Consider the following 26576-nt stretch of genomic DNA (forward strand, 5'->3'; position numbering starts at 1 on the left):
ACACATTGCCTGCGGGTGGAACGCGTGTGACGCGTGTGTCCCGTGTGACCTTCGCGTAGCCTGCGGAGCATGGCGACACGTCCGTCCACACCAGCACGATCAAATGCAGGGTCGCGCTCGTCGGGGAGCCGGGGCACCGCAACACGCCCCGCCAACCGCAAGAGCAGCACACCCCGCAAGTCCCCCGCGCGTGGCAAGGCCAGCGGTGGCGGACTGCCGCTGCCCCTGCGCGCGGTCCGCGGCACCTGGATGGGCATGGCACACGTGGCCGGCGGCGCGGTGCGCCGGGTCGGCACCAGCGCCCGTGAGCTCGAGCCCGAGCACCGACGTGACGGGCTCGGCTTCTTCCTCATCGGAGTGTCGATCCTCGTCGCCGCCCGGGAGTGGTGGGCCTTCGAGGGCGCCCTCGGCGACGTCGTGCACGCCGTCGTCGCAGGCACCTTCGGACGCGTCGCCTATGCCGTGCCGCTCGCCCTGCTCTTCCTGGGCATCCGCTTCCTGCGCGCGCCGCAAGAGGACTCGGCCAACTCCCGCCTCGGTGTCGGCCTGGGCGCCCTCGCCTTCGCCGCCTCGGGGTTGGCCCACGTCGCCGCCGACATCCCCACCCCACCCCAGGGCGCCGACGGGATGCGTGACGGTGGCGGCATCATCGGGTTCCTGGCATCCAGCCCGCTCGAGGCCGCGGTGTCGGTCTACGGCACCGTGCCGATCCTGTTGATGCTGGGCTTCTTCGGCCTCCTGGTGATGACCGCGACGCCCGTGCACATGGTCCCCACCCGCCTCGCCGAGCTGCGCGACCACCTCCTCCACCGTGGGACGGTCGACGCCGGGAAGGACCCGCTCGCCGACGCGGTCGAGGACAAGCCCAGGCGTCGTCGCCGCGTGATCGACCCGGAGGGTCCGCTCGAGGGGGACGAGGCGTTCGAGCAGGCCGCTCTCGTGGCACCCGACGGTCGGCGGTTCCGCCCCGGCGAGAAGCGCCCCACCTCGCCCGGCGTTCTGGCCCCTTCGGCGACTGCCGAAACCACCTCGCCCGCCAAGGGCCCGGCCATCGAGGTCAAGGCCGCCCTTGAGGCGCCCCCGACGACCCCGCTGCCACAGCGAGTCGAGCAGCTCGCGCTCGCCGGCGACATCACCTACACGTTGCCCGACAACGCCATCCTTGAGCCGGGTTCCCCGCACAAGACCCGCAGTGCCGCGAACGACCGCGTGGTCGAGTCGCTGAGCCAGGTGCTCGAGCAGTTCGACATCGATGCCCAGGTCACCGGCTTCAGCCGTGGACCGACGGTCACCCGCTACGAGGTCGAGCTCGGCCGTGGCACCAAGGTCGAGCGCGTCACCGCGCTCTCCAAGAACATCGCGTATGCCGTGGCCTCGGCCGACGTCCGCATCCTGTCGCCGATCCCGGGCAAGTCCGCGATCGGCATCGAGATCCCCAACGCCGACCGCGAGAAGGTCAGCCTCGGCGACGTGCTCCGCAGCCAGGCAGCGCGGGGCAACGAGCACCCGATGGTGATGGGCGTCGGCAAGGACGTCGAGGGCGGCTACGTCATCGCCAACCTCGCCAAGATGCCGCACCTGCTCGTCGCGGGCGCCACCGGCGCGGGCAAGTCCAGCTTCGTCAACTCGATGATCACCTCGATCCTCATGCGGGCCACGCCCGACGAGGTGCGCATGGTCCTGGTCGACCCCAAGCGGGTGGAGCTCACGGCATACGAGGGGATCCCGCACCTCATCACGCCGATCATCACGAACCCCAAGAAGGCCGCCGAGGCGCTTGCCTGGGTGGTGCGTGAGATGGACACGCGCTACGACGACCTCGCGCAGTTCGGTTTCAAGCACATCGACGACTTCAACAAGGCGGTCAAGGCGGGCAAGGTCAAGCCGCTGGCGGGCTCGGAGCGGGTCATCCACCCGTACCCGTACCTGCTGGTCATCGTCGACGAGCTCGCCGACCTGATGATGGTCGCGCCCCGGGACGTCGAGGAGTCGATAGTCCGGATCACGCAGCTGGCACGGGCCGCGGGCATCCACCTAGTGCTGGCGACCCAGCGCCCGTCCGTCGACGTCGTCACCGGCCTCATCAAGGCCAACGTGCCGTCGCGGATGGCGTTCGCGACCTCGTCGCTGGCAGACAGCCGGGTCGTGCTCGACCAGCCCGGTGCCGAGAAGCTGATCGGTCAGGGCGATGCGCTGTTCCTGCCGATGGGCTCCTCCAAGACGATGCGCGTCCAGGGTGCGTGGGTCACCGAGTCCGAGATCCAGCAGGTCGTCAAGCACGTGACCGGCCAGCTCAAGCCCAGCTACCGCGACGACGTCACGGTGGTGGCGGCCAAGAAGCAGGTGGACGACGACATCGGCGACGACCTCGAGCTGCTGCTCCAGGCCACCGAGCTCGTCGTGACGACCCAGTTCGGCTCGACGTCGATGCTCCAGCGCAAGCTGCGCGTCGGGTTCGCCAAGGCAGGTCGGCTCATGGACCTGCTCGAGTCCCGCGGGGTGGTGGGTCCGTCCGAGGGTTCCAAGGCGCGCGACGTGCTGATCAAGCTCGACGACCTGCCCATGACCTTGGCGCTCATGCGTGGGGACGAGGTGCCCGAGATGGAGCCGGTGTTCGACGGACAGGCGGCGGATCCTGACGACACGGGTGTCGAGCGGACGGACGAGGTCGCCCTTGCGGGTTCCGGCTACACGCCCGGTTACGCGCCCGACTCACGCTACGACAACGACCCGGTGGCGAGAGGGCTCGCCGGTCGCGAGGAAGTCGAGGAGTCCCTCGACGCCTGGGAGCTCACCGGCAGGGACTGACCAGCCCAGAGATGAAGGGCGCGGGATGAAATAGACCTGTGCCCTTCGTCGTTGCGCAGAGGTGACTGCCGCTCCCGAGACCCTGACTGACGCCACCGCCCCGACTCCGACAGCCCCGACTTCGACCGCGACCTCCACGCGCACGCCGTCACCGCATCCCAGCACCGGTGTCCAGCCGGCCCCGACGGGCCGTTCGTACCTCCGCTTCGTCCTCGTGCTCGGCGCGTTGATCGCGATCGGTCCGCTGACCATCGACACCTACCTGCCGGCGCTGCCGTCGATCACCCGCGACCTCGCGGCGTCGGAGTCGGCCGTGCAGGGCACGCTGACCGGCATCCTGCTGGGCATGGGGCTCGGGCAGCTCCTCGTCGGGCCGCTTGCGGACGCCATCGGACGCCGCCGACCACTCATCGCCGGGCTGGCGCTGCACATCGCGGCCTCGGTGTTCTGTGCGTTCGCCCCGACCATCGAGCTGCTCACCGTCGGCCGGGCGATCCAGGGGCTGGGCAACGCGGCCGTGTCCGTGGTTGCCATGGCGATGGTGCGCGACCTCTTCGCGGGGTCGGCTGCCGCGACGATGCTGTCCCGCCTGATGCTCGTCATGGGTCTCGCGCCGGTGCTCGCCCCGACCTTGGGCGGCTTCATCCTCCGGCTCACCTCGTGGCGCGGGGTGTTCGTCATCCTCGCCGTGGCGGGTGTGCTCCTGGTGACACTGGCCAGTCTCGCCCTGCGCGAGACGCTTCCTGCGGAGCGACGCAGGCCGCTGGCCCTCCGCCCGGTGCTCAACACCTACGGCATGCTCCTGCGCGACCGCACCTTCGTCGGGCTCGTCCTCATCAGCGGCCTGATGTTCGCGACGCTGTTCTCCTACATCGGCGGCTCCTCGTTCGTGCTGCAGGACATCTACGGCCTGAGCGTGACCCAGTTCGGGCTGGCCTTCGGCCTCAACTCGCTGGGCTTCCTCACCGGGTCGCAGGCGAACCCCTTCCTGCTCAAGCGGTTCCAGCCGCGCCAGCTGGTCCGGGCGGGCGTCTCGATCGGTGCGGTCGCCGCACTGGTGCTCCTGGCGTCGGCGATCACGGGTGTCGGTGGGCTGACCACGGTCCTCGTGCCGCTCTGGTTCCTCTTGTTCGCGTGCGGTCTCACCCTGCCGAACACCCCCGCACTGGCCCTGACCCGGCACGGTGAGGCCGCGGGGACCGCTGCTGCCCTGCTCGGCGCGTCGCAGTTCGTCATCGGTGGTGTGTCCGCCCCCCTCATCGGCGCGATGGGTTCGGGCTCAGCCGTCCCGATGGCGCTGGTCATGGCGGTCACTGCCTGCCTCGCGGCCGTGGTGGCCGCCCGGACGCTGCGCGTGAGGGTCGTCACGAACTGAAGCACGCCACCTGACGACTCGGCGCCCACCCTGGGGACTCGGAGACCCTTGGGACTCGGCGCACACCCTTAGGGTGTCGCCATGCGTGAATGGTTCAACGCCGTCAAGGGGCACCCCAGTGGGGTGCTCCTCGCGGCGCAGCTGCTCGAGGTGCTGGCGTACCCCTTTGCGGGGGACACGCCGCTCGGGCGCACGCTCATCGGGGTGTTCGGCGTGCTGGTGCTCTCGATCGCGGTCTATGCCGTCAGGGCGACGCCGGCCCTGACGTGGGTCGCGGTGGTGCTGGGCGTGCCAGTCGTGGCCCTGACCGTCGCCGAGGGGCTGGCCCCGGCGAACCACCAGGTGGTCTTCTGGTCAGCCATCCTGCACGCGGCCTTCTACGGCTACACCGGGTACGGCCTGATCCGCTACCTGTTCGACGACTCCTGGGTGACCCGCGACGAGATCTTCGCGGTGGGAGCTAACTTCACGGTCGTGTCGTGGATGTTCGCCCACCTGTTCATGGCCGTGCAGGTGGTCTATCCGGGGTCGTTCACGGCCTACCAGGGTGAAGGACACCGGACCTTCCTCGAGCTGCTCTACCTGTCCTTCGCCAACCTGACCAGCGTCGGGCTCTCCGACGTGACCGCCGTCCTGCCCTTCGCGCGCTCGGTCGTGATCATCGAGCAGGTGGCCGGCGTCATGTACGTCGCGCTGATCATCGCCCGCGTCGTCGGCCTGACCATCTCCCGCTGGCGCAACTAGCAGGACGACTACCCGGAGACCGGCACGCCGTCGAGGTCCTTGAGGGTGGCCAGGCTGGGCCCGCGCTGCTCCTGCAGCGACCTCGCGCCTGCCTCGGCGTCCCTCATCACGCGCAGGATGTTGCCGCTCGTGAGCTTTCCGAGGTCGTCGTCGGACCATCCGCGGTCGGCCAGCGCGGCCAGCAACCGGGGGTAGCCGGTGACGTCCTCGAGCCCCTCGGGCAGCGTGGCCACCCCGTCGTAGTCGCCACCCAGCCCGACGTGGTCGACTCCGGCCACCTCGCGGACGTGCTCGACGTGGTGGACGACGTCGGCGAGCGTGGCCTTCGGTGTGGGCCGGCTGAGGCAGTACTCGTCGTAGAACGGGCTGTATGCCGCGGCGTCGGCCGGCGTGATCCCCTCTGCCGCCGCCGCCGCGTTCAGCTCCTCGCGCCAGGCTGCCGCCTCGGGGTTCACGAACGTGGGCACGAACGTCACCATGCAGACGCCGTTGTTGTCCCGCAACGACTCCAGGACGTCGTCGGGCGCGTTGCGCGGGCTGTCACAGACCGCCCGCGCCGAGGAGTGGCTGAAGATCGCCGGTACCTCTGCCACCCGCAGGGCGTCGCGCATCGTGTCGGCCGAGACGTGGCTGAGGTCGACGAGCATGCCGATCCGGTTCATCTCGCGCACCACCTCGACGCCGAACGCCGACAGACCTCCGTGCACCGTCACGTCGGTGGCCGAGTCGGCCCAGTCGACGTTGCTGTTGTGGGTCAGCGTCAGGTAGCGGACGCCCAGGACGTGCATCATGCGCAGGGTCGCGAGCGAGTTGTTGATCGAGTGCCCGCCCTCGGCCCCCAGCAGGGAGGCGATCCGCCCCGACTCCCAGGCGGCCGCCACCTCGTCCGCGGTGCGGGCGAAAGCCAGCCGGCCGGCATACCTCGCCACCATCTGGTGGCCCGCGTCGATCTGCTCCAGGGTGGCGCTCACGGCGTCGTCACCCTGGAGCGAGGCAGGCACGAAGACCGACCAGAACTGGCCGCCGACGCCACCCTGGGCGAGGCGGGGCAGGTCGGTGTGCGTCGGGGTCCCCCCTGCCTCGATGTCGAGCCGGTCGAAGTCGTAGCCGACCTTCTCGCGCGCCTCCCACAAGAGGTCGTTGTGCCCGTCGATGACCGGATGGCGCGCCAGCAGGGCGCTGATCCGGGCGGTGGTCGCATCGGCTGTCGCGGTCATGACGCCACGCTACCCACCTCTAGAGTGGGGACATGAGTTCGACAACGCAGCGCAGCGTCGCCCTGGTCACACTGGGGTGCACCCGCAACGAAGTCGACTCCGAGGAGCTCGCCGGCCGCCTGGCCGCCGAGGGCTGGTTGCTCGTGGACGACGCCGACGACGCGGACGTCGCGGTGGTCAACACCTGCGGGTTCGTCGAGCAGGCCAAGAAGGACTCGATCGACGTGCTCCTCGAGGCCTCGGCTCGCAAGGGGCACTCGAAGACCCAGAAGGTCGTCGCGGTGGGATGCCTCGCCGAGCGCTACGGCCAGCAGCTGGCAGACGAGCTGCCCGAGGCCGACGCCGTGCTGGGGTTCGACTCCTACGCGGACATGTCGAGCCACCTGCGGGCCGTCCTCGACGGTCACGCGCCGGCCTCGCACGTCCCGTCCGACCGACGCCAGCTGCTCCCGTTGTCCCCGGTCCAGCGGCAGGACGGGTCGGCCGGTGTGGCACTGCCCGGACACGGCATCCCCACTGACCCCACCTCACCGGAGCAGGTCTCGACCGAGCCCGTCGACGTCACCGTGGACGGACCGGTCCCGGCGTCCGGCCCGCGGGTGATCCGCGCCCGTCTCGACGGTCGCCCCTGGGCTCCCCTCAAGATCGCCAGTGGCTGCGACCGACGGTGCGCGTTCTGCGCCATCCCGATGTTCCGCGGTGCGTTCGTGTCGCGGAGGCCGCACGACATCGTCGCCGAAGCGCGCTGGTTGGGGGAGCGCGGCGTCAAGGAGCTGTTCCTCGTCAGTGAGAACTCGACGTCCTACGGCAAGGACCTCGGGGACATCGGGCTGCTCGAGAAGATCCTGCCCGACCTCGCTGCGGTCCCGGGGATCGAGCGCGTCCGGGTGAGCTACCTGCAGCCCGCCGAGATCCGTCCCGCACTGCTCGACGCGATGGCCTCCGTGCCGGGCGTCGTGCCCTACTTCGACATCTCCTTCCAGCACGCCTCGGCCGGACTGCTCCGCTCGATGCGGCGCTTCGGCGGGCGCGAGGCCTTCCTCGGACTCCTCGACGAGGTGCGCGCCCGGGTGCCGCTGGCCGGCATCCGGAGCAATGTCATCGTGGGGTTCCCGGGTGAGACCGAGGACGACCTCGCCGAGCTCGAGGCGTTCCTGCTGGCTGCCCGACTCGACGTCGTCGGTGTGTTCGGGTACTCGGACGAGGATGGCACCGAGGCCGAGACCTATGGCAACAAGCTGCCCGATGATGTTGTCGCAGAACGTGTTTCGAGATTCACAGCGCTCATCGAGGAACTGAACCTCCAGCGTGCCGAAGAGCGCATCGGTGAGATCGTGGACGTCCTCGTCGAGTCGGTGCCCACGGGCGATGACGAGGACGAGGAGACGTCCGTCGTGGGTAGGGCGGCCCACCAGGGACCCGACGTCGACGGCGTGACCATGCTCGATCCCTCCCAGTTCCCCGACGTCGTGGTCGGCGACATCGTGCGGGCCGTCGTGACCGGGACCGAGGGGATCGACCTGCTGGCCGTGCCATGCTGAGCGAGTCGGCCCCGGCCCCCGACCCGGCCGCGGCGCCGGTGGCGGTCCCGCCCCCGAGCTCCTGGAACATCGCCAACGCCCTCACGGTCACCCGGATCCTGCTCGTGCCGGTCTACGGCTGGCTGCTGCTGGTCGACGGTGGGGACCGTCCGTTGATGCGCTGGGCGGCGGCGGTGGTGTTCATCTTTGCGACCCTCACCGACCGCATCGACGGCGACATCGCCCGGCGTCGCGGCCTGATCACCAACTTCGGCAAGATCGCCGACCCCATCGCCGACAAGACCCTGATGGGGATGGCCTTCGTCGGGCTCTCGGTCCTCGGTGAGCTGCCGTGGTGGGTCACCGTCGTCGTCCTGGTGCGCGAATGCGGAGTGACGGTGMTGCGGTTCTTCGTGATCCGCCACGGCGTGATGCCCGCGGGTCGGGGCGGCAAGGTCAAGACGGCCCTTCAGTTCTTCGGCCTGCTGTTGTTCACGCTGCCGCTGTCGTCCTTTGCCGGAGCGGACGCCTGGAACCTCGTCGCGGACGTGGTGCTGGGGCTCGCGGTCGTCGTGACCGTCGTGACCGGACTGGACATCGCGCTGAAGGCGTTGCGCCTGCGGCAGACCAGCGAACGTTCGGCGATGAAGCGCGCGCGCCGAGCCGCCCGACACGGATGAGCATCGCTCCCGAGGTGGTGGCCGCCCTGGCTGCGGCCTCGCGCAGCATCGCGACCGCCGAGTCGCTCACCGGTGGCCTGGTCTGCGCGGCGCTCACCGACGTGCCCGGCGCCTCAGCCGTGGTGCGGGGCTGCGTGGTGGCCTATGCGACCGAGCTCAAGACCCAGGTTCTCGGGGTCGACGCCGGCCTGCTTGCGACCGGTGGTGCGGTCCAGGCCGAGGTGGCCCGCCAGATGGCCACCGGGGTATGCCGCGTGCTCGGCTCCGACGTCGGCGTCGCCACCACCGGTGTGGCCGGGCCGGACCCGCAGGACGACCGCCCGGTCGGGACCGTGTTCGTCGCGGTGGCGTTCGACGGCGAGGTGGCGGTCCGGGAGCTGGCGCTGACCGGCGACCGTCAGTCGATCCGGCGGGAGACGGTGTCACATGCCCTCTCGCTCGTGACCGAGATATTGCGCGCGGCCGCCAACGATCCGCATCTCAGGGCCTGACCACGGCAGGGCGCTGACCTGCGCAGACCCACGGACGCCCCTTGGACCGACCACGCACGCCTCACGGACGCCCCGCGGCGACTGCCGTCGTGGCTGCTGTGATCGGTGGGGCGGAAGATTCTCACGCCGTGGACCGTTGACCACGTCGTGCCGCGTGTTCTGCGTTCCCGCGCGCGCAGCGTCAGGGGCTCGGGGTAACGTTGGTGCCCTGCAACCGGCAAGTCGAGCAGTGAAGGAGGGCGTCATGATTCTGCTTCGTCGTGAACTTGGTGACGTGCTCCGTGAGCAACGCCAGTCGCAGGGACGCACCTTGCGCGAAGTTTCCGCAGCCGCATCCGTGTCGCTCGGCTACCTCAGTGAGGTCGAGCGCGGCGAGAAGGAAGCATCCTCCGAGCTGCTCGCCTCGATCTGCGGGGCGCTGCGTCTGCCGTTGTCCGAGGTCCTCGGCCAGGTGTCCGAGCGGGTCGCCGAGACGGAGGCGCTCACCGCGCCGGTCTCGTTGCCGCTTCCGGCGACGGCCATGGTTTCCGCCTCCGCTGCCTGATCGCCCGGACGGCTGGCACCCTCTGCCCTGGTGGGAGCCCGATCAGGTGCGACGCTTTCCCGTGGTCCGGCTGGTCCCCCGTGCCGAGCCGAGCGGGCGTTGGGGTCGACCGTCGTCGGTGGGCGCCAGGCCGTCCTGGCAGCGAGGGCAGTAGAACATCGTCCGTTCCCGCATCGGGGGGCCGATCATCGCGACGCGCACAGTCGTGCCGCACCGTCGACAGGGCCGACCCGAGCGGGCATGCACATACGACTCCTCCCCACGTCGCCGGATCCCGGTGCTGGACTGGATCCCATCGTGTCGAGCCTGGTCGAGCAGCCGCTGAGCGCGGGTGACGACTCGCTCGAGCTCCTCGTCCGCGAGCTCCGATACAGGAGTCCAGGGCCCGAGCCGCGACACGAAGAGCGACTCGCACGCCCACAGGGTGCCGATGCCCGCAAGATTGCGCTGGTCGAGGAGCGCGGCCCCGATCGAGGTCTGCGACCTCCGCAGGTTGGCCAGTGCCCGCGAGAGGTCCCAGTCGCTCCCGAGCAGATCGGGTCCGAGGTGGCCCACGACCGTCGCCTCGTGGTCGGTCGGGAGCAGCTCGAGCAGCCCGAGCCGCAGTCCCAGGGCGGTCCACGAAGAGGTGCCGACCGCCGCGCGCAGGTCGTCGCGACGCAGCCAGCCGGCGGTGTCATCCGGTGCCGCGACCCGCCACTGACCCTCCATCCGCAGGTGTGAGTGCAGGGTCAGCCCGCTGTCGAAACGGTGGAGGAGGTGCTTGCCACGACTGACGACCTCGAGGGTGCTGGCTCCGCGCAGGTCGGCCGTGGCCACGCCGGGGAACCGCAGGTCACTCAGCACGACCACTGCGCCGGCGAGCGCCTTGTGCAGTCGTTGGGCGGTGCGCCAGACCGTGTCGCCCTCAGGCACCAGGGACCCCGATGGCAGCGGCTGTGGACCTCACCGCCGCAGTCTCAGGCCGCGCGGGGTGGCGTGGAAGCCTGCCCTGGCCAGGGCGGCTGCGAGCGGGTGGGCAGACCCCAGCACGGCGCCGCCGTCGGCCTTCTCGACGGTGAGCCGGCCCAGTGCACCCTCGCGGACGGCGAGTGCCAGGGCATCGGCCGCGCCCTGGAGGGACTGCTCGTCGTCCGTCCACGAGAGAAGCGTCTTGCCGCCACGCTCGACGTACAGGACGAGCTCGCCGTCGACCAGGACCACCAGGGCCCCAGCCTTGCGGGCCGGCTGGTGTCCACGCTTGCCGGCGGGAGACGTGTCGGCGGCAGACGTGCCGGCTGGGGTCTTGCCGGCTGGTGATGCGATGCCCGAGGAACCAGCCACCGAGGGCCCTCCGGCCGACGCGCCGTCGCCCGGGTCGTCCGCACCCGTCGCCCGGTCAGGCCACGGGAGGGCCGCACCGTACGCGTTGGCCGGGTCGGTGGCGGCGAGCACCATCGCCGGGACGGCTCGGTCGGCATCGTCGCCCACTGGTCGGGCGCCGGCCCGGAGCCGGTCGACCGATCCGGTGGTGGAGAACTGGGAGGCGCCCAGGGACTCGACGAAGTAGCCGCGGCGGACCCGCCCCGACTCCTCGGCAGCCGCCAGGACGCGGTAGACGCCGGCGAACCCGCCCGGAACGTCCTCTGCGACGACCGAGCCGCGCGTGACCACGCCGTAGCGGTCGAGCAGGACCTCGGCCGTGGCGTAGGCGCGGACGGTGGCGTCCAGCTCGACCTCAGGAAGCAAGGACCAGCGTCCGGCCCCAGCGGGCGGCCCGCTGCGGGTCGGCACGGTGGGACGACCCAGCCCACGCTGTCCCGAGAGGGCACCGAGCGAGCTACGTCGTCCGGCATACCTGGTGGTGCGTGGGCCGGGACGGCTGCGCTTGTGGCTGGTGCGGCCGCCGGCGAGCAGGGCGCGAAGGGGGATGAGGGTGTCGTTGGTGGCTCGGCCGTCCCAGACGAGTGCCCACAGGTCGGCGAGCAGGGACTCGTCGTCGCTGCTGCCCACGGCCTCGGCGAGGGTGCGGAAGAAGTAGGCCCCGCCACCCGCGAGGGCCTCGGCGATCGCCTGCTCACCGTCGGTGAGCGTCCGGTCAGGGGGAGGTGCCATGGTCAGGTGGGCGGTGTCGGCGAGGTGCAGCGACACCCAGCCGTCGTCGCCGGGCAGTGCCCCGTGGCCGCGCCAGAGGACCTCGCCGCTGGTCGTGAGGTCGTCGAGCAGCGTGGGGGAGTAGTCCACGATCCTGCTCGGGAGGACCAGGCTCTCGAGGGCACTTGCCGGGAGCACGGCTCCCGCCAGCTGCTCGACGGCGCGGACCAGACCTTCGCGACCGCGCAGGCCTCCACCCACCGACTGCCACTGGGGGAGGAACCTGGCCAGCTCGACGGCGGGGACCGGCTCGACCTCGGCGCGCAGCGCGGCCAGGGAGCGACGGCGTAGCAGGCGCAGCACCTCTGCATCGCAGTAGTCGAGGCCGTGCAGCCCACCACCGTTCTCGGTGGGGAGCAGCTCACCCTCGACGACGCGACCTGAGGAGACGAGTCGGCGGAGGGCGTCGAGGGCAACTGCCGGACCGATGCCCCACCAGGCGGCCACCGCCGCGGCGGGGAAGGGGCCGTGGGTGCGGGCGTAGCGGCGGACCAGGTCGCCCAGCGGGTCCGGGACGGACTCGAGGAAGGTCTGCGCTATGCCGACCGGCAGGGAGCTGCCCAGGGCATCACGCAGGCGTCCGGCATCCTCGATCGCGGCCCAGCGCTCCTGGCCGGCGACACGCACGCGGATGAGGCGTCGGGCCCCCTCGAGGTCCACCAACCACGCGCCGATCTCGTTGCGTGCCAAGGACTCCTGCGACCGGCGGACGATCTCCTCGAGGGGGAGCGGCCCCAGGACCCGCAGCATGTCGGCCACGTCCTCGGCGTCGCGGCAGGCGCGTTCGGGGACCAGGCGCTGCAGCTCGGACTCGGTGCGGGTCACCTGGGCAGGGTCGAGCAGGTCGCGCAGGGACAGGCCCTCGCCACGGCCCAGCAGCTCGGCCAACAGGGTCGGGTCCAGCGCCAGGGCGGCGGCGCGTTTTTCTGCCAGCGGGGAGTCGCCCTCGTAGAGGAACTGGGCGACGTAGCCGAACATCAAGGACCGGGCGAAGGGGGACGGCTGGGCCGACTCGATGTCGACCAGGGTGACTTCGCGTGACTCGATCGAGCGCATCAGGGCGGTCAGTCCGGGCACGTCGAACACGTCCTGGACACACTCGCGGACCGTCTCCAGGACGATCGGGAACGACGCGTACTGGCTGGCGACCTCGAGCAGCTGAGCCGCCCGCTGCCGTTGCTGCCACAGGGGTTGGCGACGGTCGGGACGCCGGCGGGGCAGCAGCAGGGCACGCGACGCGCACTCCCTGAACCGCGCGGCGAACAACGCCGATCCGCCTATCTCGGACGTGACGAGGTCATGGACGTCGTCGGCCTCGAGGCGGATGAGCTCGAGCAGCTCGGCGCCCACGCCGCGACCCGAACCGCCGTCGTCCTCGAACTCGAGGTCGGGAAGCCGGAACACGATCCCGTCGTCGCCGTGCATCGCCTGGACGTCGACGCCGTAGCGCTCGCGCATCCGTGCAGACACACACAGCGCCCAGGGGGCGTGCACCTGCCCACCGAAGGGCGAGTGAACCGCCACCCGCCAGTCCCCGATCTCGTCGCGGAACCTCTCGACCACGATGGTGCGGTCGTCGGGGACGTGGCGGGTCGCCTCCTGCTGCTCGGCGAGGTAGCCGAGCAGGTTGTCCGCTGCCCACTCGTCGAGCCCTGCGGCGGTGACCCGGTCCCTCGCCTTGGCGGGCGAGAGTCCGACCACCTCGCGAACGAAGGCCCCCACGGCTCGCCCCAGCTCGGCGGGCCGGCCCTGCTGGTCCCCCTTCCAGAAGGGCAGACGCCCCGGAAGGCCCGGCGCCGGAGTCACGAGCACCTGGTCGTGGGTGATATCCTCGATCCGCCAGGTCGAGGTGCCCAGCGTGAACACGTCGCCCACCCGCGACTCGTAGACCATCTCCTCGTCGAGCTCGCCGACCCGGCGCCCGGCACCCTCGCTGGAGGCGAGGAACACGGCATACAGACCGCGGTCGGGGATGGTGCCCCCCGAGGTGACGGCCAGGCGCTGGGCGCCCGGACGTCCCGTCAGAACCCCTGTCACGCGGTCCCACACGATGCGCGGGCGGAGCTCGGCGAACTCGTCACTGGGGTAGCGCCCCGACAACATGTCGAGCACCGACTCGAGGATCGATCGCGGCAGTGAGGCGAACGGCGTCGCCTTGCGGACCACCGACTCGAGGTCGTCGACGGACCACTCGTCGAGGGCGCACATCGCCACGACCTGCTGGGCGAGCACGTCGACCGGGTTGGCGGGGACGCGCAGCGACTCGATCGCGCCGGCTCTCATGCGTTCGACGACGACTGCGGTCTGGACCAGGTCACCACGGAACTTGGGGAACAACACGCCCCTCGACACCGCTCCGACCTGGTGGCCGGCTCGACCGACCCGCTGCAGTCCGGATGCCACCGACGGTGGTGACTCGACCTGGATGACGAGGTCGACCGCGCCCATGTCGATGCCGAGCTCGAGCGAGCTCGTGGCGACCACGGCGGGCAGCCGCCCGGCCTTGAGGTCCTCCTCGATGAGCTGGCGGTGTTCCTTGCTCACCGAACCGTGGTGGGCGCGGGCCAGCACCGCGGGCGCGCCGGACGACGCCCCCGACTGCGCCATGAGCTGGGCCGGGGTGCGGTTGCCGGTATGCCGCGTGGCCGGCTCGGCCGGCTCGTCGCCTCGGGCCTGTCGCATGGTCTCCAGACGTTCGTCCCAGATCTCGTTGAGCCGAGCCGTGAGCCGCTCGGCGAGGCGACGCGAGTTGGCGAAGACGAGCGTGGACCGGTGGGAGGCGATGAGGTCGACGATGCGTTCCTCCACGTGCGGCCAGATCGAGGCCCGGCGCTCGGCTCCCGACGCGGGTCCTGACAGGTCGTCCTCGATGACCTCCCCGAGCGCCGACATGTCCGCGATGGGGACCACGACCTCGAGGTCCCACTCCTTGGTGGACGGCGGCCGCACGATCTCGACGGGTCGGCCTCCGGCGAGGTAGCGCGCGACCTCGGCCACCGGCTCGACCGTCGCGGACAGGCCGATCCGCTGGACCGGCTTGTCGAGCAGGGCGTCGAGGCGCTCGAGGGACAGCGCGAGATGGGCGCCCCGCTTGGTGCCGGCCACGGCGTGGACCTCGTCGAGGATGACGGTCTCGACACCGGCCAGCGCTTCTCGCGCCTGCGAGGTGAGGATGAGGAACAGCGACTCGGGTGTGGTGATGAGCACGTCGGTGGGGGTGCGGGCGAAGGCCCGCCGCTCGCTGGCAGGGGTGTCGCCGGACCGCACCGAAACGGTGATGTCCGGCGGCGTCAGCCCGAGCCGGGTCGCCGCGTGCCCGATCCCGACCAGTGGCGAGCGCAGGTTGCGCTCGACGTCGACGGCCAGTGCCTTCATGGGCGAGACGTAGAGGACCCGGCAGCGCTTGATCTTGTCGACCGGGGGAGGCTCGGCCGAGAGTCGGTCGAGGGCCCACAGGAACGCCGACAGCGTCTTGCCCGATCCGGTCGGCGCCACGACCAGGGCGTGGTGGCCGGAGCTGATGGCATCCCAAGCCCCCGCCTGTGCGGCCGTGGGCGCGCTGAACGAGCCCCTGAACCACTCGGCAGTGGCTGGGGAGAAGCGGTCGAGGACGTCCGTTGCCATGAGGGCTACAGCCTCTCACCCCGCACCGACAGGTCCCCGGTAGAGCGTCGCGCAGGCGTGCGCGACGCCCGATGTGAGAGGAGCGCATCGAGCGTCGGCGTTGATTCGCGCGCCCCTCGACCCTCGGGGGCGGAAGGGAGGGGCGCGCGGTGACCTGCCTCGGGTCGCGATGAGAGTCTGGGGATGCGCACGAGCCCCGGACAGTCACTCATTCGCAACCATGGTCCGGGGCAGCGCCACCACTGTACTCCGGCCCTTGCCTGAGGTGAAGGTCTGCGCTCGTTCAATCGGGGCCGGGGGCTCGTCGACCGGCGAGGGCTCCCGCCCGTAACCTCTACGGCATGGTCAATGTGTGGTCGGACGGCGGCTGCGTTGGCTGACGCCGAGGACGTCCGCAGACTGGCCACCTCGCTGCCCCACGTGGTGGAGGTCCCCAGCTCAGGATTCGACTTCCGCGTGGGCGACAAGGGTTTCGTCTGGTCCTATCCGGAGCGTCGGCCCGGCAGGCCGCGGCTGATCCGCACCGACATCGCGGTGCTCTTCGTCGGCGACGAGGGTGAGAAGCAGGCACTGCTCCTCGGTGAGCCCGATGTGTTCTTCACCGCCCCCGGATACGAGAACGTTCCCCTGGTGATGCTGCGGCTGGCGCAGGTGGGGGTCGAACGCCTCCGCGAGCTCGTGACCGACGCCTGGCTGATGCGCGCACCCCACGACCTCGTCACCGACCTCCCCCTGGACAGCGACTCCGCCACCAACCCCGGCTGAGCCTGCGTCGCCTGGGCTGGGCCGACGCCGCCTACACTCACTGCGTGCGGCTGAGCCATTTCTGGGTGTTGATGAACGACGAGTTCGGGGAGGGCTACGCCTCCTCGCTCGCGCAGCACCTCGTGCTCGGGGTCCTCGGCGAGCGCACGGTGGTCCAGGCTCTCGAGGCGGGGGAGAGCCCTCGTCGGGTCTGGCTCGCGCTCTGCGACGCGATGGACGTGCCCGAGTCCCGTCGGCTCGGCATCGAGCGGAGACCGGCGAAGTGACTTCCGTCGACTGGTCCGCCCACCCGTTGGTCCTTGCACCGATGGCCGGCGGGCCGTCGACCGTCGCCCTCGCCGCAGCAGCCGGCGAGGGCGGAGTGTTCCCCTTCCTCGCGGGCGCCTACCTCACCCCGGAACGCCTTCGCGACGACGTCGTCGCCCTGCGGGCAATGACGTCAGATCCCTTTGGGGTCAACATCTTTGCGCCGTCACCGGACAGCCCGTCCATGCAGCAGGAAACCCTCGAGTATGCCGAGCTGCTCGCACCGTGGGCGGCGTCGGCGGGCGTCGAGCTGGGGACACCGCGCTACGACGACGACGCGTTCGAGGCCAAGGTCGACCTCCTCGTGGAGCTGTCGCCCGCCCTGGTGAGCTTTGCCTTCGGGTGGCCGCCTGCGGACGTGGTCACGCGGCTGCAGGCCGCCGGGGTCGCGGTGTGGGTCACCGTGAACGAGGCCACGGAGGTCGAGTGGGCGCAGGAGCTCGGCGTGGACGGCCTCGTCGTGCAGGGTTGGGAGGCGGGAGGTCACCGCGGCGGCCCGGTCGACACCGGCGCCACCCAGTCCGGGCTGCTGCCCCTGGTCGAGGAGATGGTCCGCCACACCTCACTGCCGGTGATGGGCGCTGGAGGGGTCATGACCGGGGCCGACGCAGCCGCCGTCCTGCGCGCCGGCGCGACTGCGGTGGCCCTGGGCACGGCGTTCCTGGACTGCCCAGAGGCCGGGACCGCACCAGTGCACCGGCATGCCCTGACCCATCGGACCGGCACCACCGTGACCCGCGCCTTCACCGGACGCAGTGCCCGTGCCCTGACCACGACGTGGACCGAGCTGTTCACCGAGGCCGCGCCCGCGGCATACCCGCACGTCCACCACCTCACTGCGCCCTTGCGGGCGCACGGGAAGGCCACTGGGGAGGCCGAGCTCGTCAACCTGTGGGCCGGCACGGGCCACGGCCGGCTGCGCCGGCTGCCGGCGGCCGAGCTTGCCCGGACCCTCGTCGCCGAGCTCGAGGCCACCCAGACCACCTGACGGCCTGGACCACCTGACAGAAATGCGCGTGAGTCTGTCGGTGGACCTCGCTAGGTTGGGGCGAGTGAGTGGTGACGACGAGATCCTGCTGAGCGCGACCGGACTGACCAAGAAGTTCGGGGAGTTCACGGCGGTGGACGGGATCGACTTCGCCGTCCGCAAGGGCGAGTGCTTCGGGTTCCTCGGGCCCAACGGCGCCGGCAAGTCCTCCACGATGCGAATGGTCGGCTGCGTGTCCCCGGTGACGAGCGGCGAGCTGCGCCTCTTCGGGCTCGACCCGGCCGGCAACGGCCCCGCCATCCGGGCCCGGCTGGGCAACTGTCCGCAGCGCGACACGCTCGACGAGGAGCTCACCGTCGAGGAAAACCTCCGGATCTACGGGCGCTACTTCGGACTCTCCCGCAAGGAGGTGCGCTCGCGGGCGGCTGAGCTGCTCGACTTCGCCCAGCTCACCGACCGCGCCAAGGACAAGGTCGAGCCGCTGTCGGGCGGGATGAAGCGACGTCTCACGATCGCGCGCTCCCTCATCAACTCACCCGAGATCCTCCTGCTCGACGAGCCGACCACCGGTCTGGACCCACAGGCCCGACATGTGTTGTGGGACAGGCTGTTCCGGCTCAAGCGGTCGGGCGTGACGCTCGTGCTGACCACCCACTACATGGACGAGGCGGAGCAGCTCTGCGACCGGCTCGTCGTCATGGACCACGGACGGATCGTCGCCGAGGGGTCGCCGCGCTCGCTCATCGACGAGTTCTCCACGCGAGAGGTCCTCGAGCTGCGCTTTGACGCCGAGGACCACAAGGACTTCGCCGAGCAGGTCACCGGGATCGGCGAGCGGGTCGAGGTGCTGCCCGACCGGCTCCTCGTCTACGCCGACGACGGTGACCAGGCCGCGGCGGTGGTGCACTCGCGCGGGATCGCACCCCTGTCCTCGCTCGTGCGCCGAGCCACGCTCGAGGACGTGTTCCTGCACCTCACCGGCCGAACGCTGGTGGACTGATGTCGCTCCAGCAGCCGCACCCGCAGCTTCATCACCAGTCCCGGGCGGACCATGGCATCCGCCAGCCGCTGTCTGCCGCCGAGCGGGTCCTGGCCGTCTTCACGTACTTCCTCACGGTCTACCGACGCACGTGGCGGGGGAGCATCATCGGTCGGTTCCTGTCGCCGCTGTTCTTCCTGCTGGCGATGGGCATCGGGTTGGGCTCGCTCGTCGACGACCGGGTGGGCGGAGTCGGGGGCCTGCCTTACCTGCAGTTCGTCGTCCCGGCCATCGTCGCCACCCAGACGATGTGGGTCGCGATGGGGGAGTCGACCTACCAGGTCCTCGGCTACATCAAGTGGAACATGGGCTACCACGCCATGCTCGCGTCCCCGATGTCCGTACGCGACGTGCTGCGGGGCCACTTCCTCGCGGTGGCTGCCCACCTCACGACGGCCACGGCGATCTTCATGGCGGTGGCGTCCCTGTTCGGTGGCTTCGGGTCCGTGTTCGCAGTCCTCTGCCTGCCGATCGCGATCCTCACGGGGATGGCGTTCACCACCCCGATCTTCGCCTTCACCGCCAGGCAGGAGGGCGATGACGGCTTCAATATCCTGTTCCGCTGGATCGTGACGCCGTTGATGCTGTTCTCCGGCACGTTCTTCCCCATCGAGCAGCTGCCCGGCTGGATGCAGCCCATCGCGTGGGTCACTCCGCTGTGGCACGGGGTCGAGGCGTGTCGTGCAGTGGCGACGGGTGCCGCGGTCGGCGCGCCGTTCTTCGGTCACCTGCTCGTGCTGGCCGTGTATGCCGCCGTGGGCTGGTGGCTCGCGGAGAAGTCCTTCGCGAGGCGGCTGGTCCCGTGAGCACCTCGACCTCCAACCCCCGGCCCGCGTCCGGTCCCGCGTCGGGGCCCGTCCGCGGGCAGGCGTCGGCGCGGCTGGCCAGGCTGGTGCCGATGCCTGCCGGGGCCGGGCTGGCCAGAATGCTCATCGAACGCAACGTCACGTCGTTCCGCCACGGCTGGATCGCGCTGGTGACCGGGTTCGCCGAGCCGGTGTTCTACCTGTTCTCCCTCGGCATCGGCATCGGTGCGCTCGTGAAGACCGTCACCACCGACTCGGGGGCAGTGGTGTCCTACCCCCAGTTCGTGGCGCCCGCGCTGCTGGCCGCCTCGGCGATGAACGGCGCAGTGTTCGACTCGACCTTCAACGTGTTCTTCAAGCTGCGCTACGCCAAGCTCTACGACGCGGTGCTTGCGACACCGATGGGTCCGCGTGACATCGCCGTCGGCGAGATCGCGTGGTCCCTCATCCGTGGTGGTCTCTACTCCGCTGCCTTCCTCGTCGTCGCGCTGCTCGCAGGGGCCGTCGGGTCGTGGTGGGCCCTGCTGGCCCTGCCGGCGGCGATCTTCATCGGGTTCGCCTTCGCCGCGCTGGGGATGTTCGCGACCACCTTCATGAAGTCCTGGGTGCACTTCGACTACATCACCTTGGCAATCCAGCCGATGTTCCTCTTCTCGGCGACCTTCTTCCCGCTGTCGACCTATCCCGAGGCGCTCCAGTGGCTGGTGCGGGTCACGCCGCTCTACCACGGGGTCGCCCTCGAACGCGCGCTGATGCTCGGAGATGTCGGCTGGGGGGTGCTCGTGCACGTGGGCTACCTCGTGGTGCTGGGTGGGATCGGCGTCGTGGGAACGGCACGTCGCCTCGAGAAGCTCCTGCTCTCGTAGTCCCTCGGGCGCCTAGCATCGGGATCATGGTGGAGCCTGCGGACGGGGTCGTGGTGGGCGCTGGCGCGGTGCGATCGGCCGGCTTCGCCGACCTCGACCCGCTGACGGGCTACCGGCTGTGGGCCCTGCGCGCCCAGGTGTTCGTCGTCGAGCAGGACTGCCCCTACCTGGATCTCGACGGCCGTGACCTCGAACCGGCGACTCGTCACCTGTGGGTCGAGCAGGACGGCGCACCGGTGGCCACGCTGCGAGTCCTGGACGACGGGGAGGCGCTGCGCATCGGCCGGGTGGCGACCGCGCCGCACGCGCGCGGCCAGGGCCGGGCCGCACTGCTCATGCGCGCCGCGCTCGAGGCGGCAGGGGAGCGGCCTGTGGTGCTCGACGCCCAGTCGCACCTCGTCGACTGGTATGCCGGGTTCGGCTTCGCACCCAGCGGGCGCGGCTTCGTGGAGGACGGCATTCCGCACACGCCGACGCGCCGCCCTGCCTCGCCCTGAAGGCTGATCGGACTCGCCGCGGCGTGTCGCGTGCCGGATGCCGTATTTCGAACAGGTGTTCGGTATGTTCGTCCACAGGTGGAACCACGACAGACCCACCGTCCACAGGCCGTGCGAGCGGCCCCGGACGGCTGTCGGTGCCGACACCTAGCGTCTGACCCGACAAGCGATCAGCTGCCCCAGGGTCGAAGGCAGGCGCGCCCGACTCGAAGCGAAAGAAGGAATGGTGGCCAGAATGGCTGGAGCGAACACTCCCACTGTGGACCAGAAGGCAAAGTCCCTCGACAGCGTGATGGGGCAGATCGAGAAGTCGTTCGGCAAGGGCGCGGTCATGCGCCTCGGCGACGACGTCCGGCCCCCCATCGACGTGATCCCCACCGGCTCGATCGCGCTCGATGTCGCGCTCGGCATCGGTGGCCTCCCGCGCGGTCGCGTCGTGGAGATCTACGGCCCGGAGTCCTCGGGCAAGACGACGGTCGCGCTGCACGCGGTGGCCAGTGCGCAGAAGGCCGGCGGCATCGCGGCGTTCATCGACGCCGAGCACGCCCTCGACCCTGACTACGCCAAGAAGCTCGGGGTCGACACCGACGCGCTCCTCGTCAGCCAGCCCGACACGGGGGAGCAGGCGCTCGAGATCGCCGACATGCTGATCCGCTCGGGCGCCATCGACATCATCGTCATCGACTCCGTCGCCGCGCTCGTGCCACGTGCCGAGATCGAGGGCGAGATGGGTGACAGCCACGTCGGTCTGCAGGCCCGGCTGATGTCCCAGGCCCTGCGCAAGCTCACCGGTGCCCTCAACAACACCGGCACGACGGCCATCTTCATCAACCAGCTGCGCGAGAAGATCGGTGTCATGTTCGGCTCGCCCGAGACGACGACGGGTGGCAAGGCGCTGAAGTTCTACGCCTCCGTGCGCCTGGACGTGCGTCGCATCGAGACCCTCAAGGACGGCAGCGAGCCGGTCGGCAACCGCACCCGGGTCAAGGTCGTCAAGAACAAGGTGGCGCCGCCGTTCAAGCAGGCCGAGTTCGACATCCTCTACGGCCAGGGCATCTCCCGTGAGGGTGGGCTCATCGACATGGGCGTCGAGCAGGGCTTCGTCCGCAAGGCCGGAGCTTGGTACACCTACGAGGGTGACCAGCTCGGCCAGGGCAAGGAGAACGCTCGTCAGTTCCTCAAGGACAACCCCGACCTCGGCAACGAGATCGAGAAGAAGATCAAGGAAAAGCTCGGGATCGGCCCGCAGGTCGACAAGCCGGCCGACTCGATCCCCGAGGTGCCGGTCGAGTTCTGAGCCACGGCTCGGGCGACCCACCACTGAGCGATCCAGACTGATCCCGACTGATCCCGACTGATCCCGACTGATCCCGACTGAGTGATCCCGAATGACTGAACGACACGACGCGGCCAGGGCAGCCTTCGAGGCGGCCCTGGCCGCGACGTCCGCGACCGCTCCGGCCGACGAGCGGCAGCCGAGATCGGCACGCCCACGGGCCTGGCAGCCCATCCCCGGTGGCCCCGAGGCAGACCTGCAGACCCGTGACGGCGAGCCGGATGCCTACGACGTCGCGCGCCAGATCGTGCTGAGACAGCTCGCGTTGTCGCCCAAGAGTCGCCAGCAGCTGCGTGACAAGCTGCGCCAGCGCAACTGCCCCGACGACATCGCCGAAGCAGTGCTCGACCGGATGGCCTCGGTCGGGCTGGTCGACGACGAGGCCTACGCGGGGATGCTCGTCCGGTCGCAGCAAGCCGGTCGGGGACTGGCCCGGCGCGCGCTGGCCCGCGAGCTGCGGACCAAGGGCGTCGACGACGAGACGGCCCGGGCGACGCTCGAGTCGATCAACCCGGAGGACGAGCGGGACCGTGCCGCACAGCTCGTGACCAAGCGGCTCAGGTCGATGCACGGGCTCGACCCCGTCGTCCAGAAACGCCGGCTCGCGGGGATGCTGGCCCGCAAGGGCTACCCCGCCGACCTGGCCATGGCTGTGATCCGTGAGGCGATCGCCGACGCCCCCGAGCACCAGCGAGACTGAGCTGGCGCATTCACCACGTACCCTTGGCGTGCGATGAGTACCACCACGACTGCACCCAGGACCTACGACGTCCGCACGCACGGCTGCCAGATGAACGTGCACGACTCGGAGCGGCTCGCAGGCCTGCTCGAGACCGCGGGCTACGTCGACGTCAACAGCCTGCCTGCGACCACGCGGCCGGAGGCGGCTGACGTCGTCGTCTTCAACACCTGTGCGGTGCGTGAGAACGCCGACAACAAGCTCTACGGCAACCTCGGCCAGCTGCGTCCCGCGAAGACCAGGAACCCCGACATGCAGATCGCGGTCGGCGGCTGCATGGCCCAGAAGGACCGCTCGACCATCGTGCAGCGGGCCCCCTGGGTCGATGTCGTGTTCGGCACCAACAACATCGGCAGCCTGCCCGCCCTGCTCGACCGGGCCCGCCACAACAAACGGGCGGAGGTCGAGATCCTCGAAAGCCTCGAGGTGTTCCCCAGCACCCTGCCCACCCGACGCGACTCTGCCTACGCAGGCTGGGTGTCGATCTCGGTGGGCTGCAACAACACCTGCACGTTCTGCATCGTTCCGAGCCTGCGCGGCAAGGAGGCCGACCGGCGCCCCGGTGACGTGCTCGCCGAGGTGCAGGCCCTGGTCGAACAGGGGGTCGTCGAGATCACCCTGCTGGGGCAGAACGTCAACACCTACGGCGTCGAGTTCGGCGACCGGTTCGCGTTCGGCAAGCTCCTGCGGGCCTGCGGCGAGGTCGACGGACTCGAGCGGGTGCGCTTCACGAGCCCGCACCCGGCGGCCTTCACCGACGACGTCATCGCCGCGATGGCGCAGACCCCCAACGTCATGCCGAGCCTGCACATGCCGTTGCAGTCGGGGTCGGACAGCGTCCTGAAGCAGATGCGCCGGTCCTACCGGAGCGAGAAGTTCCTCGGGATCATCGACCGCGTGCGGGAGCAGATCCCCGACGCCGCGATCACGACAGACATCATCGTGGGCTTCCCGGGCGAGACCGAGGCGGACTTCGAGGAGACGCTGCGGGTGGTGCGCGAGTCCAGGTTCGCGAGCGCGTTCACCTTCCAGTACTCGATCCGCGCGGGCACCCCGGCTGCGACCATGGCGGACCAAGTGCCGAAGGCCGTGGTCCAGGAGCGGTACGAACGGCTCATCGCCGCACAGGAGGAGATCTCCTGGGCCGAGAACCGCACCGTCGAGGGTCGGGACGTCGAGGTCCTCGTCGCCACCGGCGAAGGTCGCAAGGACACCGCGACCCACCGCCTCTCGGGCCGCGCCCGCGACAACCGTCTGGTCCACTTCGCCGTGCCGGAGGGTGCCGAACGCCCTCGCCCCGGCGACATGGTCACTGTCGGTGTCACCTACGGCGCGCCCCACCACCTCGTTGCTGATGCCGCCCTTGAGGGTGGCGCCTACTCGGTGCGGCGCACCGCGGGTGGCGACGCCTGGGCCGCCCTGCAGGACGCGCCGGTCCCGGGCAAGCCGGGTGTGTCCCTGGGTATGCCGGGTGTGGGTCGACCGGCCGCGGTCCCGGCGCCCTCGTGCGGCTGAGCGCGGCGCCACCCGGAATCCGGTGCGGCCGGCACCGTCTGGAAGACTTCCCGGCATGACCGTCCGCCCCATCGTCATCACCGGCGAGCCCGTGCTCCACCGCCGGGCCGAACCCGTGGCGAAGTTCGACGACGACCTGCGCGACCTCGTCGCGGACATGTTCGACACCATGGACGCTGCCCACGGAGTTGGCCTGGCCGCTCCCCAGATCGGCGTCGGCCTTCGCGTGTTCACCTGGCAGATGGACAACGAGGACGGCGTCCCCGCGCGGGGGGCCATCGTCAACCCCTACCTCACGTCCACCAAGCCCTCACTCGACGAGCCGGACCCGCACGACGAGGCCGAGGGATGCCTCTCGGTGCCAGGGGAGAGCTTCCCGCTCAAGCGCGGCGAGTCGGCGACGGTGACCGGTTTCGACGTCGATGGTGCGGAGCTCTCGTTCTCGGCCACCGGCTGGTTCGCCCGCTGCATGCAGCACGAGTACGACCACCTCAACGGGTTCCTCTATGTCGACCGACTGAGCGAGCGGTGGGCCAGGAAGGCGCGCAAGGCGGTCAAGAAGCAGGGATGGGGCAAGCCCGGGTTCGCATGGCACCCCGGTGTCGACCCGGATCCGTTCGGCCACGACCACGACCATGACGACCCCGATAGCGCGCACTGGCACGACCACGAGCACGACCTGTGACCCGATGACCCCCATGGTCGTCGGCGTCGTCGGGCCCACCGCGACCGGCAAGTCAGACCTCGCGCTGGACCTGGCCGAAGCCCTTGGTGGCGAGGTGGTCAGTGCGGACGCCAGCCAGCTCTACCGCGGGATGGACATCGGGACGGCCAAGGTCCCGCTCGCCGAGCGCCGCGGCATACCCCATCACCAGCTCGACGTGCTCGAGGTGACGCAGGAGGCGAGCGTTGCCGCCTACCAAGCGGCGGCTCGAGCCGACTTCGCCGCCATCCAGGGCCGCGGGCACCACCCGGTTCTGGCAGGCGGCTCGGGACTCTATGTCCGGGCTGCCCTCGACGTCCTGGACATCCCCCCGACAGACGCCGCAGTGCGCGCGAGGCTCGAAGCCGAAGCCGACGCGGTCGGTGCTGCCGCGAGCCATGCTCGCCTCGAAGAGCTGGATCCCGTTGCGGCACAGGCGATGGAGCCAGGCAACCTGCGACGGATCGTGCGCGCCCTGGAGGTCATCGAGCTGACCGGGCGGCCGTTCTCGGCCACGATGCCCACGCGCACCTTCGTGCAGCCCGCCGTCATGGTCGGCCTGCGAATGCCGCGCGCCCGACTGGACGAACGCATCGCCACCAGGGTGCGGCACATGTGGGAGCAGGGGCTGCTGGGGGAGGTGCGTCACCTCGAGTCGCTGGGGTTGCGCGAGGGCCGGACGGCCTCACGCGCGCTCGGCTACGCGCAGGCGCTGGCTGAGCTCGACGGGATCCTCACCACCGAGCGGGCGCAGGAGCAGACGACCGCGCTGACCCGACGCTTCGCCCGCCGTCAGGAGTCGTGGTTCAACCCCGACCCGCGCATCACGTGGCTCGATGCGCTCGCCCCCGACGTGACCGACCAGGCAGCTGCCCTGGTCCGGGCGGCAATCAGGGACAATGGGGCCCATGGCTGACCAGACCCCCTTCACCAAGGGCCACGGGACCGAGAACGACTTCGTGCTCGTGCCCGACCTCGAGGGTGTCCGCGACCTGACCGCGCAGCAGGCGGCCCGGCTGGCCGACCGGCGCGCGGGGATCGGTGGTGATGGCGTCATCCGGGTGGTGCCGACCGCCCTGGCGACCGAGGGCGGCATCCTGGCGCAGGCTCAGGCTGCCAGGTGGTTCATGGACTACCGCAATGCCGATGGCAGCGTCGCCGAGATGTGCGGCAACGGGACGCGGGTCTTCGCGGCGTACCTGCGCCGTGAGGGCCTCGAGACGGCGGACGAGTTCTCCATTGCGACCAGGGCCGGCACCAAGCTGGTCCGGTTCGAGTCGCCCGACCTCATCGCGGTCAACCTCGGGCCGTGGCGCCTGGCCCAGCAGGTGATCGCCGACGAGGAGGGGTTCGACGCACTCGTCCACCTCGACGGGCACGAGCCCCTCTCTGCGCTCAGCCTCGACCTCGGCAATCCCCACACCGTGGTCGCGCTGCCTGAGCAGATCGACCTGGATTCCCTCGACCTGCACCGGCTTCCGCTGGTGAACCCGCTTCCTCCGCACGGCAGCAACGTGGAGTTCGTCCGGCCCATGGGCGTCGGGCACATCCGCATGCGGGTGCACGAGCGTGGCGTGGGGGAGACCCGGTCGTGCGGCACCGGTGCCGCCGCCGCAGCCCTGGCCACCCGCTTCTGGGCCGGCGACGTGACGGACACGTGGACCGTGGACGTCCCCGGTGGCCGACTCAGGGTGCGGGCCCTCCCTGGCCACGACGTCGAGCTGGCCGGCCCCGCTGCCCTCGTCGCCGACGGCACCACTGACCTGGTCTGACCCGCTGCTCTGGCCCGTCCGGCTGCTCTGGCCGGCCTGACGGCTCTGGCTGGTCCTGGTGCCCCACGTTCGCCCCGGGGTGCGAAGCCCGAAATGCCGGAATACGGT

General features: G+C 70.5%; 23 protein-coding genes. 20 read left to right on the plus strand and 3 right to left on the minus strand.

Annotation, left to right across the window (positions count from 1 at the left end; genetic code table 11):
* The first annotated feature begins 69 nt into the window (after window positions 1-69).
* The 3 genes from AC1DXJ_RS17335 (at window position 70) to AC1DXJ_RS17345 (ending at window position 4927) form a co-directional block, all read left to right on the plus strand.
* Window positions 70-2808 carry an FtsK/SpoIIIE family DNA translocase gene (locus AC1DXJ_RS17335; protein WP_477612499.1) on the plus strand — a complete coding sequence of 913 codons (2739 nt, stop codon included), beginning with the start codon at window positions 70-72 and terminating at the stop codon, window positions 2806-2808.
* Window positions 2809-2869: 61 nt separating this feature from the next.
* Window positions 2870-4183, plus strand: a complete 1314-nt coding sequence (locus AC1DXJ_RS17340) for a multidrug effflux MFS transporter (RefSeq protein ID WP_477637540.1) — start codon at window positions 2870-2872, stop codon at window positions 4181-4183.
* Window positions 4184-4264: 81 nt separating this feature from the next.
* On the plus strand, window positions 4265-4927 hold the full coding sequence (locus AC1DXJ_RS17345) for an ion channel (protein ID WP_477612501.1): 663 nt from the start codon (window positions 4265-4267) through the stop codon (window positions 4925-4927).
* Between the two features lie 8 nt (window positions 4928-4935).
* Here the strand turns inward: AC1DXJ_RS17345 and AC1DXJ_RS17350 are convergent, their stop codons facing one another.
* Complete coding sequence (locus AC1DXJ_RS17350; RefSeq protein WP_477637541.1) at window positions 4936-6144, minus strand: dipeptidase; 1209 nt, start codon at window positions 6142-6144, stop codon at window positions 4936-4938.
* A gap of 32 nt (window positions 6145-6176) precedes the next feature.
* Here AC1DXJ_RS17350 and rimO point away from each other — a divergent pair, with 32 nt between their 5' ends.
* The 4 genes from rimO to AC1DXJ_RS17370 all read left to right on the plus strand — a co-directional run bounded on the left by rimO (window position 6177) and on the right by AC1DXJ_RS17370 (window position 9379).
* A complete protein-coding gene (gene rimO, locus AC1DXJ_RS17355) occupies window positions 6177-7685 on the plus strand; it encodes a 30S ribosomal protein S12 methylthiotransferase RimO (RefSeq protein ID WP_477631945.1) in 1509 nt (502 codons plus the stop codon).
* Window positions 7679-8344 (plus strand): CDP-alcohol phosphatidyltransferase family protein, encoded by a 666-nt coding sequence (locus tag AC1DXJ_RS17360; protein WP_477637542.1) that lies wholly within the window; start codon window positions 7679-7681, stop codon window positions 8342-8344. Before rimO ends, AC1DXJ_RS17360 begins: the two co-directional genes overlap by 7 nt.
* Window positions 8341-8835: a CinA family protein gene (locus AC1DXJ_RS17365; RefSeq protein WP_477631947.1), complete on the plus strand. Its 495-nt coding sequence runs from the start codon at window positions 8341-8343 to the stop codon at window positions 8833-8835. Before AC1DXJ_RS17360 ends, AC1DXJ_RS17365 begins: the two co-directional genes overlap by 4 nt.
* A gap of 244 nt (window positions 8836-9079) precedes the next feature.
* A complete protein-coding gene (locus tag AC1DXJ_RS17370) occupies window positions 9080-9379 on the plus strand; it encodes a helix-turn-helix domain-containing protein (RefSeq protein ID WP_477612506.1) in 300 nt (99 codons plus the stop codon).
* A 42-nt stretch (window positions 9380-9421) separates the two neighbouring features.
* Here the strand turns inward: AC1DXJ_RS17370 and AC1DXJ_RS17375 are convergent, their stop codons facing one another.
* Both AC1DXJ_RS17375 and AC1DXJ_RS17380 read right to left on the minus strand, forming a co-directional pair.
* Window positions 9422-10294: an Fpg/Nei family DNA glycosylase gene (locus AC1DXJ_RS17375; protein WP_477637543.1), complete on the minus strand. Its 873-nt coding sequence runs from the start codon at window positions 10292-10294 to the stop codon at window positions 9422-9424.
* Between the two features lie 30 nt (window positions 10295-10324).
* Window positions 10325-15136, minus strand: a complete 4812-nt coding sequence (locus tag AC1DXJ_RS17380; RefSeq protein ID WP_477637544.1) for an ATP-dependent helicase — start codon at window positions 15134-15136, stop codon at window positions 10325-10327.
* 372 nt (window positions 15137-15508) lie between these two features.
* Here AC1DXJ_RS17380 and AC1DXJ_RS17385 point away from each other — a divergent pair, with 372 nt between their 5' ends.
* The 13 genes from AC1DXJ_RS17385 to dapF all read left to right on the plus strand — a co-directional run bounded on the left by AC1DXJ_RS17385 (window position 15509) and on the right by dapF (window position 26468).
* On the plus strand, window positions 15509-15901 hold the full coding sequence (locus AC1DXJ_RS17385; protein WP_477637545.1) for an MmcQ/YjbR family DNA-binding protein: 393 nt from the start codon (window positions 15509-15511) through the stop codon (window positions 15899-15901).
* Between the two features lie 44 nt (window positions 15902-15945).
* Window positions 15946-16167 (plus strand): DUF3046 domain-containing protein, encoded by a 222-nt coding sequence (locus AC1DXJ_RS17390; RefSeq protein ID WP_477612510.1) that lies wholly within the window; start codon window positions 15946-15948, stop codon window positions 16165-16167.
* Window positions 16164-17195 carry a nitronate monooxygenase gene (locus tag AC1DXJ_RS17395; protein WP_477631949.1) on the plus strand — a complete coding sequence of 344 codons (1032 nt, stop codon included), beginning with the start codon at window positions 16164-16166 and terminating at the stop codon, window positions 17193-17195. Before AC1DXJ_RS17390 ends, AC1DXJ_RS17395 begins: the two co-directional genes overlap by 4 nt.
* Window positions 17196-17259: 64 nt before the next feature.
* The gene (locus AC1DXJ_RS17400; protein WP_477612512.1) at window positions 17260-18195 is read left to right on the plus strand and encodes an ABC transporter ATP-binding protein; all 936 of its coding nucleotides are present in this window, start codon (window positions 17260-17262) and stop codon (window positions 18193-18195) included.
* Window positions 18195-19040 (plus strand): ABC transporter permease, encoded by an 846-nt coding sequence (locus AC1DXJ_RS17405; RefSeq protein WP_477631950.1) that lies wholly within the window; start codon window positions 18195-18197, stop codon window positions 19038-19040. The genes AC1DXJ_RS17400 and AC1DXJ_RS17405 overlap by 1 nt, the downstream gene beginning before the upstream one ends.
* Window positions 19037-19906 (plus strand): ABC transporter permease, encoded by an 870-nt coding sequence (locus tag AC1DXJ_RS17410; RefSeq protein ID WP_477612514.1) that lies wholly within the window; start codon window positions 19037-19039, stop codon window positions 19904-19906. The genes AC1DXJ_RS17405 and AC1DXJ_RS17410 overlap by 4 nt, the downstream gene beginning before the upstream one ends.
* Window positions 19907-19932: 26 nt before the next feature.
* Entirely contained in the window at window positions 19933-20403 is a 471-nt protein-coding gene (locus AC1DXJ_RS17415; protein ID WP_477631951.1) for a GNAT family N-acetyltransferase, read from the plus strand.
* A gap of 235 nt (window positions 20404-20638) precedes the next feature.
* Window positions 20639-21700 (plus strand): recombinase RecA, encoded by a 1062-nt coding sequence (recA, locus tag AC1DXJ_RS17420; protein WP_477612516.1) that lies wholly within the window; start codon window positions 20639-20641, stop codon window positions 21698-21700.
* Window positions 21701-21791: 91 nt separating this feature from the next.
* Window positions 21792-22439 carry a regulatory protein RecX gene (locus tag AC1DXJ_RS17425; protein ID WP_477624653.1) on the plus strand — a complete coding sequence of 216 codons (648 nt, stop codon included), beginning with the start codon at window positions 21792-21794 and terminating at the stop codon, window positions 22437-22439.
* A gap of 33 nt (window positions 22440-22472) precedes the next feature.
* Window positions 22473-23993 (plus strand): tRNA (N6-isopentenyl adenosine(37)-C2)-methylthiotransferase MiaB, encoded by a 1521-nt coding sequence (gene miaB, locus AC1DXJ_RS17430; protein ID WP_477612518.1) that lies wholly within the window; start codon window positions 22473-22475, stop codon window positions 23991-23993.
* 55 nt (window positions 23994-24048) lie between these two features.
* Window positions 24049-24678 carry a peptide deformylase gene (gene def, locus AC1DXJ_RS17435; RefSeq protein WP_477612519.1) on the plus strand — a complete coding sequence of 210 codons (630 nt, stop codon included), beginning with the start codon at window positions 24049-24051 and terminating at the stop codon, window positions 24676-24678.
* Window positions 24629-25612, plus strand: coding sequence for a tRNA (adenosine(37)-N6)-dimethylallyltransferase MiaA (miaA, locus tag AC1DXJ_RS17440; RefSeq protein WP_477612520.1), 984 nt, complete (start codon window positions 24629-24631; stop codon window positions 25610-25612). The genes def and miaA overlap by 50 nt, the downstream gene beginning before the upstream one ends.
* Window positions 25605-26468, plus strand: a complete 864-nt coding sequence (gene dapF / locus AC1DXJ_RS17445) for a diaminopimelate epimerase (protein WP_477612521.1) — start codon at window positions 25605-25607, stop codon at window positions 26466-26468. The genes miaA and dapF overlap by 8 nt, the downstream gene beginning before the upstream one ends.
* Window positions 26469-26576 lie beyond the last annotated feature (108 nt).

Source organism: Pedococcus sp. P2_D9 (assembly GCF_056404275.1).

Bases quoted from the DNA above. Each gene is read 5' to 3' on its own strand.
- AC1DXJ_RS17335 (WP_477612499.1), top strand. From the start codon at position 70: ATGGCGACACGTCCGTCCACACCAGCACGATCAAATGCAGGGTCGCGC.
- AC1DXJ_RS17345 (WP_477612501.1), top strand. From the start codon at position 4,265: ATGCGTGAATGGTTCAACGCCGTCAAGGGGCACCCCAGTGGGGTGCTC.
- AC1DXJ_RS17350 (WP_477637541.1), bottom strand. From the start codon at position 6,144: ATGACCGCGACAGCCGATGCGACCACCGCCCGGATCAGCGCCCTGCTG.
- rimO (WP_477631945.1), top strand. From the start codon at position 6,177: ATGAGTTCGACAACGCAGCGCAGCGTCGCCCTGGTCACACTGGGGTGC.
- AC1DXJ_RS17365 (WP_477631947.1), top strand. From the start codon at position 8,341: ATGAGCATCGCTCCCGAGGTGGTGGCCGCCCTGGCTGCGGCCTCGCGC.
- AC1DXJ_RS17370 (WP_477612506.1), top strand. From the start codon at position 9,080: ATGATTCTGCTTCGTCGTGAACTTGGTGACGTGCTCCGTGAGCAACGC.
- AC1DXJ_RS17380 (WP_477637544.1), bottom strand. From the start codon at position 15,136: ATGGCAACGGACGTCCTCGACCGCTTCTCCCCAGCCACTGCCGAGTGG.
- AC1DXJ_RS17405 (WP_477631950.1), top strand. From the start codon at position 18,195: ATGTCGCTCCAGCAGCCGCACCCGCAGCTTCATCACCAGTCCCGGGCG.
- AC1DXJ_RS17415 (WP_477631951.1), top strand. From the start codon at position 19,933: ATGGTGGAGCCTGCGGACGGGGTCGTGGTGGGCGCTGGCGCGGTGCGA.
- recA (WP_477612516.1), top strand. From the start codon at position 20,639: ATGGCTGGAGCGAACACTCCCACTGTGGACCAGAAGGCAAAGTCCCTC.
- AC1DXJ_RS17425 (WP_477624653.1), top strand. From the start codon at position 21,792: ATGACTGAACGACACGACGCGGCCAGGGCAGCCTTCGAGGCGGCCCTG.
- miaB (WP_477612518.1), top strand. From the start codon at position 22,473: ATGAGTACCACCACGACTGCACCCAGGACCTACGACGTCCGCACGCAC.
- def (WP_477612519.1), top strand. From the start codon at position 24,049: ATGACCGTCCGCCCCATCGTCATCACCGGCGAGCCCGTGCTCCACCGC.
- miaA (WP_477612520.1), top strand. From the start codon at position 24,629: ATGACGACCCCGATAGCGCGCACTGGCACGACCACGAGCACGACCTGT.
- dapF (WP_477612521.1), top strand. From the start codon at position 25,605: ATGGCTGACCAGACCCCCTTCACCAAGGGCCACGGGACCGAGAACGAC.